Here is a 13,592-nt window from a genome sequence, read left to right on the forward strand (position 1 = left end):
TCGCCACCAGCGGACGCGGTACCACTCCGCACTGAACGGGCGAAAGGATCGGAACAGACCGAACGGACGGAGTGGACGGGGCGGACGGACGACACGACCAGGACTGGACAGACCCACGCCAAGGACGTTAGCCTCCCGCGCCCCCGCCCAAACGGGCCCGCCAGGACAACCTGGTGGGCGCCCGGCCGAGACCGCTACGCCGAGGTGGCCGCCGAGAGCGAGCCAAGCGCCTCCCAGTCGAGGATGCCGGCGGTCAGGTCACGGATCCGGGCCAGCAGACCGAGGCGGGCCGCGCGCACGGTCAGGTCGGGGTCCATCACCATGAGCCCGTCGAAGAAGCCGTCGATGGCCGCCGGCAGCCCCACCTCTCCCGCGGCGGCGACCAGCGCACCGAGCGGGACGTCGGCGCCGCCGGCACGGACCGCGGGTCCCCCAGCATCCAGTCGATCGCTCAGACCGTCGACCGCGGCGAGCAGCCGGGCAGCCGGCGGTTCAGGGAGCCGGGCCGCATCGAGGACAGCGACGGTGTCGGCGGGGACGATCCGGCGTACCCGCTGCAGCGCCGCCGCGAGCGCGGCGAACCCGGCGGCACCATCCGGCGCGGCGGACGAACTGGCCGGCTCGATCAGGGTGCGCAGGGTCTCCAGGGTGTGCGCGGCCCGGGCCGGAGTGCCGGTGAGCGGTCCGACGGCGGCAACGAGCCGATGGTCAAGGCCACGCTCGAGCAGCTGCTGGGTGTACCGGCCGCGGACGAACGCCTCGGCGGCCCGCAGCGCGTCGGCGCTGACCGGCACGGGGGTGAGCGTGGCAGCCCGCGCGAGCAGCTCACCGAGCCTCAGGTCGGCCAGCCTCGGCTGGCCGGCGAGGATGGCCGCCACCCCGAGCGCGGCCCGACGCAGGCCGAACGGGTCGGAGCTGCCGGTCGGCGCCGCCTCCAGGGCAAACAGGCCGACGAGCAGGTCGAGCCGGTCGGCGACGGCCAGCAGGGCCCCCGCCACCGTCGCGGGCAGCGTGTCACCGGCGCGGCGCGGCAGCTCCATCTCGTACAGCGCGGTGGCCACGGCCTCGGTCTCGCCGGCGCGCCGCGCGTACTCGCGGGCCATGGTGCCGGCGAGGCTGGACAGCTCGATGACCATCTGCGTGGCCAGGTCGAACTTCGCCAGCCCCGCCGCCCGTTCCAACGTCGACCGCTCGTCGCCGGCAAGGCCGATCTCGTCCGCGAGCGCCCGGGCAAGCGTGCCGATCCGGTCGGCGCGGTCGGCGACCGAGCCGAGGCGGTGCTCGAAGGTGAGTTTCGCGAGATTCGCCCGGAACGTCTCCAGCGGCACCTTGACGTCGGCGTCGTAGAAGAACGCGGCGTCGGCGAACCGGGCGCGGATCACGTCCTCGTTACCGGCGCGCACGAGGCCGACGTCGACCCGCCCGTCGGGTATCGCGAGAAAGGCGGGCAGCAACCTGCCGGCGGCGTCGCGCACCGGCAGGTAACGCTGGTGCTTGCGCATCACGGTGGTGAGGATCTCGGCCGGAAGCTCGAGGAACCGAGCCTCGAAGGCGCCGAGCAGCGGCGCCGGGTATTCGACCAGGTTCGTCACCTCATCCAGGGTGCCGGCGTCGGCTACGGGGTCGATGTGCCCGCCCTGGTCGGCGGTGAGTTTCGCCGCCTCCTCCACGATCACCTCGCGCCGCGCACCCGGGTCGAGCAGGATGCCGTGCGCGGCGAGCAGCTCGGGATAGCCGGTGGCGGTGGCCACCTCGATCGGCGGGGAGCCGGCCCGCCGATGCCCGCGAGTGGTGCGCCCGGCGGCGAGGCTCGACACCGCCACCGGCACCACGGTCGCGCCGAGCAGGGCGACCAGCCAGCGCACCGGCCGGCTGAAGGCCAGCGCCGGGTCACTCCAGCGCATGTTCCGCTCGCCACGCAGGCCCGTCACCACGTCGCCGAGCAGCCCGGCGAGAACGTCGAGGGCATCCCGGCCGGCATCGAGGCGGACCAGCGCGACGTGCTCCACCCCGCGATGGTCGACCACCCTCAGGTCCGCCGGGTCGGCGCCCTGACCGCGGACGAACCCGAGCGCGGCCTTCGTCGGCGCCCCGTCGGCGCCGTAGGCGGCGGAGACCCGCGGGCCGCGCACGACCCGCTCGACGTCCGGCTCGCGCGGCGCGACATCAGCGACGATGGCGACGATCCGCCGCGGCGTCCCGGCCACCCGCACCTCGCCGTGGGTGAGCCTGGTCGCGCCCAGGCGCTCGCGCAGGCCGTCACGCACCGCAGCGACGGTGCGGGTCACCTCGGCGGCTGGCAGCTCCTCGGTGCCGATCTCGAACAGCAGCGCCGACGGGGTCGTCACCGGCGGCCCGTCCGCGACCGCGGTGGCCGCCGGCGGTGGCTGGGCCACGCCGAGGGGATGACCGAGCTCCTCCCGGCGCGCTCGCCACAGTGCGGCGACCTCACGCGACAGGCCGCGCATCTGCGCGAACGACGTCGCCCGCTCGGTGGTCGACACCGCGCCGCGCGAGTCGAGGATGTTGAACGCGTGCGAGCACTTCAGCACATACGTGTGCGCGGGGACGGACAGCCGCGCGTCGATCAGCCGGCGCGCCTCCGCGGCGTAGTCCGCGTACATCCGCCGGACGGTGTCGATGTCGGCGTCGTCGAGGTAGTACCGCGACATCTCGTACTCGGACTGCCCGAAAACCTCCCCGTAGGACACCCCCGGGGCATAGGTGAGCTCGCTGAAATGGTGCACCCCCTGCAGCGCCATGAGGATGCGCTCCATGCCGTAGGTGATCTCGACACTGATCGCGTCCAGGCCCTGCCCGCCGGCCTGCTGGAAGTAGGTGAACTGGGTGATCTCCAGCCCGTCGAGCCAGACCTCCCAGCCCAGACCCCAGGCGCCCAGGGCCGGCGACGCCCAGTTGTCCTCGACGAACCGGACGTCGTGGGCAGCGGTGTCGACCCCGATCGCCTCAAGACTTCCCAGGTAGAGCTCCTGCGCATTGCCCGGGTCCGGCTTGAGGATCACCTGGAACTGGGTGTGCGTCTGCAGCCGGTTGGGGTTCTGGCCGTAGCGCGCGTCGTCCGGTCGCACCGACGGTTCCACATACGCCACCCGCCACGGCTCGGGACCAAGCACCCGCAGCACCGTCGCCGGGTTGAGCGTACCGGCGCCGACCTCGGTGTTGAACGGCTGCATGATCATGCAGCCCCGATCGGTCCAGTAACGGGTCAGCGCCAGCAACGCGTCCTGCATACTCAACATCGGTCTGGCCTCGGCTCCTCGGCTCTTCACGGTCACCACACGCGGATACGTGGACCAGCGCGGTCACGGACGTCCACGATCGCCTTGAGGCTACCGGTCGGCACCGTCACCGCGACGTCAGGCCACACAGCCAGGCGCCGCGTTCGGGGCGGGACCCACAGGTGTAACGATCATCAACGAGGGAGTGCCCGCACCGCCTACTGGGAACGGCCGAGGCCGGGTGCCGCGGTATCCGCGTCGACGGCCCGGTCGGAACGGTAGGTGTGGGTCGTGGTGCCGCCAGCCCCGGCGTCCGCGTCCGGGTCGACGCGGCGATCGGGACGGCGAGCCGAGGCAGGGGGTGCCGACGGGGCGTCAACCGACGGGGCTCGTACCGACGAGGAGGACGTCGCGGCGGTAGACGCCGGGGCAGAAGCCAGGCGGGGAGAGATCGAGGCCGCAGGCGTCGCGGCGTCGACGGCGGCGAGCACCTCGAACGAGCCGGGCACGTCCACGGCATGCACGAGCAGCGGGGTCAGCGTGCAACGCACGTCGAAGGCGGACAGCGCCCGTCGCCACGGTCCGGGACCGTCCCATTCGGTGGTGAGCAGCCAGGTCCGCGGTGCGTCGAGCGCTCGGGCCAGTCGCCCGGCCCGGAAACCAGCGCAGTGGGCGAGCGCTTCCAGGGCTGCCTGAGCGGCGGCCGAAAATCCTCCTCCCGCGGCATCAGCCGCCGACCCCGCGGCAGACCCCGCCGTAGCGCCGGTGCCCGGCACGGCGCCAGGTTCGAATGCGGGGTCAGACACCGGCGGGCCGCTCGCCGCCACGGCGGAATCCGGCTCCGGCGGGAGCTCGAAGACGATCTGTGCGAGCATCGGCGCCCCGGCGCCGACGCCGGGGCGGACACGTCCGGGCAGCGCGAGGTCAGGCACGGCGGGCCACGGTGCCGCCGTAGCGGCGGTCGCGGCGGGCGAACTCCTCGCAGGCGGACCACAGGTGACGGCGGTCGAAGTCGGGCCACAGGGTGTCGACGAAGGACAGTTCGGCGTAGGCCGCCTGCCAGAGCAGGAAGTTGCTCAGCCGCTTCTCCCCGGACGTGCGGATGACCAGGTCAAGGTCGGGCATGTCGGGCTCGTCGAGGTAACGGCCGACGGTCGCCTCGTCGATGCGGTCGGGGCGCAGGCGGCCCTCGCGGACGTCGCGGGCGATCGCGGCGACGGCGTCGGCGATCTCGGCGCGTCCACCGTAGTTGACACACATCACCAGGGTGAGACGGTCGTTGTCCCGGGTGAGTTCCTCGGAGGCTTCCAGGCGGCGGATCACGTTGCCCCACAGCCTGGGACGGCGCCCCGCCCAGCGAACACGGACACCGAGCGCGTCCATGTCGTCGATGCGACGACCGAACACCTTGTCGGTGAAGCGCATCAGGAACGCGACCTCCTCGGGAGAACGTTTCCAGTTCTCCGTCGAGAAGGCGTACACCGACAGCCAGCGCACGCCAAGCTCGATCGCGCCCTCGACACAGTCGAACAGCGCGTCCTCACCGGCTTCGTGCCCCTTGGTCCGGGCCAGCCCGCGCAGCTTGGCCCACCGGCCGTTGCCATCCATCACGATGCCCACATGGTTCGGGACCAGGCTCGACGGCAGCGCCGGGGGCCGGGCCCCCGAAGGATGCGGATGCGGTTCCCGGAATCGAGTCGCGAGATCATTACGTACAGTCACTGCCTACCTCCCGCGATTCGGCCGAGGCAGCGCCGAGCCGTCATCCGTCACGCCGCCTTCCGTCACGCCGTTCTCGGTCACGCCGACTTCGATCACGCCGACTTCGGTCACGCCGTCACCTGCCATTACCACACCGCTCCCCAGGCCGGCGTCGTCCGGCCGCCGACGCCTGCCCCCACCGACACATGCCCCCGCCGACACGCGTCCCGCCGACTCCCGCGACCGTCATTCCCACGATCGCCGTCGCCGTCCACCTCACCATGTCCGTCCTCGCCCCCTTGCAGCGCATCCCCCACGACGGCCGGCAGCCGCCAGCGCCCGCCACCTCAAGTCCCCCGACCTCACGATTGTCCGGCCGCCCACGCAACCGGTGCCGACCGCCCACCGCGGATCTCGCACGTCACCGTCTCCACCCCAGACCAACCGGACGCGGTCCGACAGACCCCCCACGGACAGACGACGTGAAGCCGGCAGCAATCGCCGGTGCGGGGCCGGCACGGCCGGGGACCGCGTACAGGTGGTCGTCCTCGTGGCCGCCGCCCGCCGGCCACGGTTCACGCCCGTTCCAGATGCGGCAGCGCACGCAGTCCCCGCTCGAGATGCCACTGCAGGTAGGCCGCGACGATGCCGCCGGCCTCCCGCCGCGCCCGGACATCACTGCGCAGCGCCTCGTCCCACTCGCCGCGAAGCAGATCGGTCAGCAGCGCCACCGCGCCCGCGGATACCGACGCCGCACCATGCGGACGGCACCGGGCGCACACTATGCCGCCACCCGCGACCGACAGCGACAGGTGCTGGCCTGGCTCCCCGCACCGTGCGCAGTCGTCGAGAGCCATCCCGTACCCGGAGACCGCCAGAGCGCGCAGCAGAAAGGCATCCAGCACCAGGGTCGGGGGCCGCTCCCCCGCAGCCAGGGTCCGCAGGCCGCCGACGAGCAGCAGGAACAGGCGCAACGCAGGCTGACGCTCCTCGCCGGTGAGCCGCTCGGCGGTCTCCAGCATCACCGCGGCCGCGGTGTGCCGGGCATAATCGGTCGCAATCGTCGTCCCGTAGGGTGCGATGATGTCGGCCTGGGTGACTGTGTCCAGCGCCCGACCCTCATGCAGCAGCAGGTCGACGTACGTCCCCGGCTCCAGCCGGGAGCCGAACCGAGAAGACGTCCGGCGCACACCTTTGGCGACAGCCCGCACCCGCCCAGTGCGCCGAGTGAGCACTGTGATGATGCGATCGGCCTCGGCGAGAGGCGTCGTTCGCAGGACCACCCCTTCGTCGCGATACACCGGCACCCGCCCATGGTTGCACGAGCCCCCCTCGACGGGGTAAAGGGAGGTGGTCCGGTGCCCTGCGCACACGGCCCGGCGCAGCCAGAAACCGCTGGTGCAGAGGACAGCACGCATCGTGCCGATGCCTGCGCGCGAACGGGGCACGCCCGCGCCAGCGGCATCCATTGCGGATGATAGCCCGGTGCAGGTGGTGCGACGGGCGGCGCGGGCGATCCTCATCGACGGCAACGGCCGGCTGATCCTCTTCCGGCGGACACTGCCGAAACGCAAACCGTACTGGTCGACTCCCGGCGGAGGCGTCGACGACGAGGACGCCTCGGTGGAGGCCGCCCTGCATCGCGAGCTCGCCGAGGAGCTCGGGGCGGTTGTGGACCGGGTCCAGCCGGTGTTCCTCACCAGCCCGCCCCGCGGCGCCGGCATCGCCGTGTCCCACTTCTTCGTCTGCCGGCTCGTCTCGATGAACCTCTCCCAGCGCACCGGGGAGGAGTTCAGCAACCCGGCCAAGGGCCGCTACGACGTCGAGCGCATCGACCTGCGCGGCAAGCGGCTGAGCCGATATGACCTCCAGCCAGCCGAGATCAAGACGTTCATCCTGGCCAACCGCCAGGCGCTCCTGCTCGCCGCGCTCGACGACGCCGCCCCGCCCCTGATCACCATCGCCGCGGCGGACGACACCCCGGCGTTCCCCTCGACCGTCACCTCTGCCGAGGCCCCGACCGACGCGGGGCAACCCGCCGACGATCACCCCACGTCCCCGCTCGATCTCACCACCACCACCACCGAACCGGCCACCGCCGAACCGGCCACCACCGAACCAGCCCTCGCTGAACCACCCACCGCCAAGTCGGCCACCGCCGGACCCGGCACCGTCAGCGGCGACGCCAAAAGTTCCGGTGCTTGCCACACACCGGGCACATCCCAGGCACCGCCATCCGAGCGGACCTCGCCCCGCACGCCACCATCCGAGCCCACCGGACATCGCACCGCGCCGTCCGACCGGCCGCGCGTCCCGAGAGCGCCCGCCCCCGCCCCAGCAACGCCGCCAGGCGTCGGTGTCAGTACAGGTCCCGGATCCGCCGGACCCACTGCCGCTCCCAAACCTGCCGCTCCGACATCTGCCGCTCCCGGATCCCGTGCCGCCTCCGCTCCCGGCTCCGAGCCCTCCCCGCGGCGCCGAGCGGTGCCGGCACCCATGCTGGAGATCGTCGACGGCGAGACCGTCAAGCACGGAACCGCACCGGTCGGCGAGGGCACCCCACGCACGGCAGCGACGGCCCGGCGACGGTGGTGGCGCCGCGGCTCTGACCGCACATGACCACAGATCCCCCCGCCCCGCCCGTCCACCCAGCCACCCAGCCCAAAAACGCCTAATGATCAAATCTTGCCGAAGGTTGGTGAAGGATTCGGTCCCTCGATCCGCACATAACCTTCGGCACGTTTCCGTGGCCGGCCCGAAGCGGGTTCAGAAGCCGAGGCGGCGCAGCTGGCGCGGGTCGCGCTGCCAGTCCTTCGCGACCTTGACGTGAAGATCCAGGTAGACGGGGGTACCGAGCAGGGCCTCGATCTGTGTGCGGGCGCGGGAGCCGACGTCCTTGAGCCGAGCACCGCCGGCGCCGATGACGATCGCCTTCTGGCTCGGGCGCTCGACGAAGACGTTGACCCGGACATCGAGCAGCGGGCGGTCCTCGGGTCGGTCCTCGCGGGGCACCATCTCCTCGACGACGACGGCCAGCGAGTGAGGCAGCTCGTCCCGGACGCCCTCCAGCGCCGCCTCCCGGACGAGCTCGGCGACCATGACCTGCTCCGGCTCGTCGGTGAGCTCCCCGTCCGGGTAAAGCGCGGGGCCGGTGGGCAGACGGGTCACCAGCACATCGGCGACGACGTCGACCTGGAAGGCACGTACGGCGCTCACCGGGACGATGTCGGTGAACTCCCCGAGCTGGGAGACCTCGAGCAGGCGGGCACCGATGCGGTCGGGGTCGGCGACCTTGTCGGTCTTGGTGAGGATCGCGACGACCGGCGTCCGTTTCGGCAGACGCGACAGTTCCTCGGCGATGAACCGGTCTCCGCGGCCAAGCGGCTCGTCGGCCGGCATACAGAACCCGACCACGTCCACCTCGGAGAGGGTGGCGCGCACAACGTCGTTGAGCCGCTGGCCGAGCAGCGTGCGCGGCCGGTGCAGGCCGGGAGTGTCGACGAGAACGAGCTGGGCATCGGCACGGTGCACAATGCCCCGGATCGCGTGCCGGGTGGTCTGCGGACGACCACTGGTGATGGCCACCTTGGTTCCGACGAGCGCGTTGGTCAGGGTGGACTTCCCAGCGTTGGGCCGGCCGACCAGGCAGGCGAATCCCGACCGATAGGTGACCGAGCCCGCATCGGGAGATGCGCCGGACGGGGCGGCGGAGCGGTTCCTGGTCGCCACGTCAGCTGGTCGTCCGGGCACGAAGGGCTCCGTCAGGTCCGGCGACGAAGACGGGGACCCCCGTACCGAACTCGGCCAACATCGCCAGATCGTCGGCGGTAATCCCGGCGACGCCGCCCGCGCCCACGGTGGGGTCCGCCACCGTGGGGTCGTCCGCGGCGATGCTGAGCGCCGACTGCTGGGGATCCCCGGTGACGACTGCCGCCGCCTCGAAGCTGCGCGCGCCGCTGGACACCGCCGCGGCCACCGCCGCACGCAGCGCGGACAGGGCGAGGTCGCCGCGGGTGTGGCCGACGGTGGCCGCGGCGTAGGTACGGCCGGTGGTGTCGCGCAGGGCCGCGCCCTGGGCCGGCCGGCCGTCGGGCACGTAGGCGCGCAGTCGGGCGGAGCGGGCCAGAACGAGCAGCTTCGAGTCCTCGGCCGCGAGCTCCGGGGCCGGACCGGAAGCGGCCGACGCCGACGTGGAGGCGGACGGATCAGTCGTCACGAGGTCACCTTTTCTGCTCTGCCGCACCATATTCGGGCCCACCACGCTCTGTCCCACCACGCTCTGCCCCACCACGCTCTGCCGCGCCGTGCCCTGCCGCGCCGTGCCCTGCCCCACGGTGCCCTTTCCCACGGTGCTTCGCCTGCGCACCGCTGCCTGCCGTCGGGCCACCCGCCGCGGCCGTCTGCCGCGAGGGCGCCGCCTGCCCCGATGCCACGCCGTCCTCGGACGAGGCATGCCTCGTTGAGGCCGACCAAGCTCGGTCTGGGTCGGGCCACCCTGGCCCAGTCATATCCGGCCCGGTCACATCCCGTCTGGACGAACCCCGCTCGGACGACCCGGCACCGGGCGGCCCGGCGCCGGACGCTCGAGCCGACCGGCGGGCGACGACGATGGTGCCAATCTGGTTGCGCCGGCCAGCCGCCCGCTCTGCGGTCAGGCGCAGGCCGGCGACGGTGGCGGTCGCGCCCGGGATCGGCACTCGGCCAAGCGCGGTGGCCAGAAGGCCGCCGACCGTCACTGAGTCGTCCGCGCCGGGCAGGTCATCGACGTCCAGTGCGAACAACTCGCCAAGGTCGTCGACGTCCAGGCGCGCGGTGACCCGGGCGGTGTCGGCGTCGAGCCATTCCACCGGGGGTACCTCGTTGTCATACTCGTCGGTGATCTCGCCGACGATCTCCTCGAGGATGTCCTCGATGGTCACCAGCCCGGCCGTACCACCGTACTCGTCGATGACGATGGCCATGTGCGTGCGGGACGCCTGCATCTCGCGCAGCAGATCACCGGCGGGCTTGCTTTCGGGCACCAGAGCCGGCGCCCGCATGATCTCGACGATGGGAGCGTCCGCGTCGTTCGGGGCGGCACCGCTCGGAGCGGGATCGCTCGGAGCGGGATCGCTCGGAGCGGGATCGCTCGGTTCTCCGACTCGTTCGTGGCGGACCATGTCCTTGAGGAAGGCGATGCCGACCACGTCATCGACGCTGTCACCGATGACCGGAATCCGGGAGAATCCACTGCGCAGCGCGAGGGAGAGGGCCTGGCCGACGGTCTTCGTCGACTCGATGAACAGCATGTCGGGCCGGGGCACCATCACCTCGCGCACGACGGTGTCGCCGAGTTCGAACACGGACGCGATCATGTCGCGTTCCTCGGGTTCGATGACCTCGTTCTCCTCCGCGAGATCGACGAGGTCGCGCAGTTCCGCCTCGGAGGCGAACGGCCCGTCGCGGTAGCCGGGGCCGGGGGTGACCGCGTTACCGAACGCGATGAGCAGCCGCGGCAGCGGCCCGAGGACGCGCGCCAGTCGCAGGGTGAGCCCGGCAGTCGCGAGTGCCACACCCGGGGCGTGCTGGCGGCCCAGGGTCCGGAACATCACGCCGACGAGGACATAGGCGATCAGGGTCGCCGCGAGTGCCCCCAGCCCGACCGCGGCAAAGCCGGCGCCGTAGGCGTGGACGAACAGCACCGTGAGACAGGCGGCGGCGAGCATCTCGGCGCCGATGCGCAGCAGCAGCAGCGGCGCGAGATAGCGGCCCGGGTCCGCGACGACCGCCGCGAGACTCGCCGAACCACCGCGGCCCGCCCGCACGAACGCGTCGACGGCGACGCGCGAGACCCGGGTGAGCGCCGCGTCCACGCAGCCGAAGCCCGCGGCGGCCAAGGCTCCGACCGCCGTGAGGAAGAGCAGCAGAAGATCGCCGGAACTCATCGTCGCCCGCGGTCTCCGGTCAGCGTGCGACGGCCGGCCCGGCCTCGCCGGCGTCGTCCGCACCACCCGACAGACCAGCACCATCTGACAGACCGGCGCCGTCCGCGCCGCCGTCGGCGGCCACCTCACCGGCGGACGCCGCTCCACCGGCAGGCCCAGCCCCACCAGCAGACTCCGCGTTGCCCGCACCGTCCTCGGCCGTCGAGCCACCACCGCCGGCGACAGCCACGCCCCCCGCTGCGGAACGCGTCCCCGAGCCGGCCCGCGCGGCCGTGTCCCAGGACGAGAGCAGCCGGTTCTGGATCTTCCACATCTCACGTTCCTCGTCCGGCTCGGCGTGATCGAACCCGAGCAGGTGCAGGATGCCGTGGGCGCACAGCAGGTGCAGTTCGCGCTCGAACGCATGCCCGGCCTGCTCGGCCTGGCGACGCGCCACCGACGGGCAGAGCACCACGTCGCCGAGTAGCAGCGTCGGGTCGTCGTCGCCGGATTCCGACCAGGACGCGTCGAACGCCTCGTCCTGCGCGAAGGAGAGCACGTCGGTGGGGCCTTCCTCGCCCATGTACCGCACGTGCAGATCGGTCATGGCCTTTTCCTCGACGAGTAGCACCGACAGCTCGGCGAGCGGGCTCACCTTCATCGCGTCCAGGACGAACCGGGCCAGTGCGGTCAACCGCACCTCATCAACGTCGCTGGCACTCGACTCGTTGGCAACGAACACAGCCATCAGCGGTCCTCTCCGACCGCCAGGACGGTCACCGTCGGTCCCGACGACTCGGCCTGGATGGCGGCGGTGCCGCCGCGGCGCCGCTGCCGTCCTCGGCGGCGTCCCAACGGGCGTAGGCGTCGACAATGTCGCTGACCAGCCGGTGGCGAACCACGTCGGAGCTGGTAAGGGTGGTGAAGTGCACGTCGTCCACACCGTCGAGGATCTCGCGCACCACCCGCAGGCCACTACGGGTGCCGCTGGGCAGATCGACCTGGGTGACGTCGCCGGTGACGACGATCTTGGAGCCGAAGCCGAGCCGGGTCAGGAACATCTTCATCTGCTCGGGCGAGGTGTTCTGCGCCTCGTCCAGAATGATGAAGGCATCGTTGAGCGTACGGCCGCGCATGTAGGCCAGCGGCGCGACCTCGATCGTGCCCGCCTGCATCAACCGCGGGATCGAATCGGGATCGATCATGTCGTGCAGCGCGTCGTACAACGGCCGCAGATACGGGTCGATCTTCTCGTACAGGGTGCCGGGCAGGAAGCCCAGCCGCTCCCCCGCCTCGACCGCCGGCCGGGTCAGGATGATCCGGTTGACCTTCTTCGCCTGCAGGGCCTGCACGGCCTTCGCCATCGCCAGGTAGGTCTTGCCGGTGCCCGCAGGGCCGATCCCGAACACGATGGTGTGCACGTCGATCGCGTCGACGTAACGCTTCTGGTTGAGCGTCTTGGGCCGGATGGTGCGACCACGGTTCGACAGGATGTTGAGCGTGAGCACCTCGGCAGGGCGCTCCTGCGCACCGCTGCGCAGCATCGCCAGCGAGTGATCGACATGCTGTGGGCTGAGTTCCGCTCCGGCGTCGAGCAGCGCGATGAGCTCGGCGAACAGCTTTCCGGCGAGCTCGTTCTCGGCCGGCGAGCCGGTGATGGTGATCTCGTTGCCCCGGACATGGATGTCGGCGGCGAAGGCCCGCTCGATGGTGCGCAGCAACTCGTCCTGATGGCCGAGCAGGCTCACCATGTTGTGCGGGCCGGGAACGACGATGCGCGTCGTGACCGCAGCGGGCGACGCGACGGAAGGTGTGGCGGATTCGGGCATAAAGAGCGGCCTGCTACGGCCGCGGCACCTCTCGGACTTGATTGACCGTCGGACCTGATGACCGTCGGACCTGATGACCGTGACGGATATCCAGTCTAGCCATCCTCAGGCCGGGCCGTCCCAGCGACCGATCTCAGCCAGCACGATCGACGCGGCGACCACGCCCGCGGTGGACGTGCGCAGCACGGTCGACCCGAGCCGGGCCACCTCGGCGCCGGCTGCGCGCAGTGTGTCCACCTCGGAGTCGGTCAACCCGCCTTCGGGCCCGACGACGAGCAGAATCTCCGCCAGCCCTCCACCGCTCTGTCCCTGTCTCGTCGGTTCCGTCGCCCGGCCCGAACCGGCAGCAAGCCGCGCGCGTGCCAGGCCGACCATCGGACCGGCGGCCTGTTCATGCAGGGCAACAGCCAGCGTGGACGGCGTGGCGACCCGTCGGGCCAGCTCGCCCACGCCGACCAGTGCGCCGAGGACTGGCCAGTGCCAGCGGTGGGACTGTTTGGCCGCCTCGGCCGCGGTCCGCGTCCAGCGTTCCCGCGCCCGGGCGCCGCGCTCGCCCTCCCAGCGCACCACCGAACGGGCCGCCGACCAGGGCACGATCTCGTCGACGCCGACCTCGGTCAGCATCTCAACCGCGCGTTCGCCGCGATCGCCCTTGGCCAGCGCCTGGGCGACGATCAGGCGAGGCCGGGCCGTGGCCGCCTCGACCCGGCGCCGCACCACGCAGTCGATCTCGTCTCGCCGAACGGCGACGACCTCGCACGCCAGCGCCCGCCCGCCGCCGTCGGTGAGATCCACCGGCTCGCCGGGCCGCAACCGACGCACCGTCGCCGCGTGCCGGCCCTCGGGGCCGGCCAGAGTGACCACCTCTCCCTCATCCGCCGATGGGAGCGGCGAGAGATGAAACAACGCGCTGGTCAGGA

10 protein-coding genes and 1 pseudogene are annotated in these 13,592 nt (G+C 71.9%); 1 reads left to right on the forward strand and 10 read right to left on the reverse strand.

The window, feature by feature from the left end:
* Nucleotides 1–194: 194 nt before the first annotated feature.
* The 4 genes from MXD95_RS21240 to recO form a co-directional block, all read right to left on the reverse strand.
* The gene (locus MXD95_RS21240) at nt 195–3,260 is read right to left on the reverse strand and encodes a glycine--tRNA ligase (RefSeq protein ID WP_250642445.1); all 3,066 of its coding nucleotides are present in this window, start codon (nt 3,258–3,260) and stop codon (nt 195–197) included.
* Nucleotides 3,261–3,457: 197 nt separating this feature from the next.
* A complete protein-coding gene (locus MXD95_RS21245; RefSeq protein ID WP_250642446.1) occupies nt 3,458–4,171 on the reverse strand; it encodes a peptidoglycan-binding protein in 714 nt (237 codons plus the stop codon).
* Nucleotides 4,164–4,961 (reverse strand): isoprenyl transferase, encoded by a 798-nt coding sequence (locus MXD95_RS21250; protein WP_250642447.1) that lies wholly within the window; start codon nt 4,959–4,961, stop codon nt 4,164–4,166. Before MXD95_RS21250 ends, MXD95_RS21245 begins: the two co-directional genes overlap by 8 nt.
* Nucleotides 4,962–5,515: 554 nt before the next feature.
* Nucleotides 5,516–6,247 carry a DNA repair protein RecO gene (gene recO, locus MXD95_RS21255; protein ID WP_250642448.1) on the reverse strand — a complete coding sequence of 244 codons (732 nt, stop codon included), beginning with the start codon at nt 6,245–6,247 and terminating at the stop codon, nt 5,516–5,518.
* A 178-nt stretch (nt 6,248–6,425) separates the two neighbouring features.
* On the opposite strand from recO, the gene MXD95_RS28650 reads away from it, so the two are divergent.
* Nucleotides 6,426–7,559: an NUDIX domain-containing protein gene (locus MXD95_RS28650; protein WP_308301543.1), complete on the forward strand. Its 1,134-nt coding sequence runs from the start codon at nt 6,426–6,428 to the stop codon at nt 7,557–7,559.
* 147 nt (nt 7,560–7,706) lie between these two features.
* Here the strand turns inward: MXD95_RS28650 and era are convergent, their stop codons facing one another.
* From era to MXD95_RS21295, 6 genes and pseudogenes are all read right to left on the reverse strand, one after another.
* Entirely contained in the window at nt 7,707–8,669 is a 963-nt protein-coding gene (gene era / locus MXD95_RS21270) for a GTPase Era (RefSeq protein ID WP_308301544.1), read from the reverse strand.
* 1 nt (nt 8,670) lies between these two features.
* Entirely contained in the window at nt 8,671–9,156 is a 486-nt protein-coding gene (locus MXD95_RS21275; RefSeq protein WP_250642449.1) for a cytidine deaminase-like protein, read from the reverse strand.
* Between the two features lie 4 nt (nt 9,157–9,160).
* A complete protein-coding gene (locus MXD95_RS21280) occupies nt 9,161–10,864 on the reverse strand; it encodes a hemolysin family protein (protein WP_250642450.1) in 1,704 nt (567 codons plus the stop codon).
* 196 nt (nt 10,865–11,060) lie between these two features.
* A pseudogene (gene ybeY, locus MXD95_RS21285) lies at nt 11,061–11,591 on the reverse strand (rRNA maturation RNase YbeY); the annotation flags it as partial.
* Nucleotides 11,592–11,619: 28 nt separating this feature from the next.
* Complete coding sequence (locus MXD95_RS21290; RefSeq protein ID WP_250642451.1) at nt 11,620–12,672, reverse strand: PhoH family protein; 1,053 nt, start codon at nt 12,670–12,672, stop codon at nt 11,620–11,622.
* Nucleotides 12,673–12,777: 105 nt separating this feature from the next.
* On the reverse strand, nt 12,778–13,578 hold the full coding sequence (locus MXD95_RS21295) for a 16S rRNA (uracil(1498)-N(3))-methyltransferase (RefSeq protein ID WP_285223704.1): 801 nt from the start codon (nt 13,576–13,578) through the stop codon (nt 12,778–12,780).
* Nucleotides 13,579–13,592 lie beyond the last annotated feature (14 nt).

This window comes from Frankia sp. AiPa1 (genome assembly GCF_023243075.1).
In the GTDB taxonomy this organism is placed as follows: Bacteria; Actinomycetota; Actinomycetes; order Frankiales; family Frankiaceae; genus Frankia.

Bases quoted from the DNA above. Each gene is read 5' to 3' on its own strand.
- MXD95_RS21240 (WP_250642445.1), bottom strand. From the start codon at position 3,260: ATGTTGAGTATGCAGGACGCGTTGCTGGCGCTGACCCGTTACTGGACC.
- MXD95_RS21280 (WP_250642450.1), bottom strand. From the start codon at position 10,864: ATGAGTTCCGGCGATCTTCTGCTGCTCTTCCTCACGGCGGTCGGAGCC.
- MXD95_RS21290 (WP_250642451.1), bottom strand. From the start codon at position 12,672: ATGCCCGAATCCGCCACACCTTCCGTCGCGTCGCCCGCTGCGGTCACG.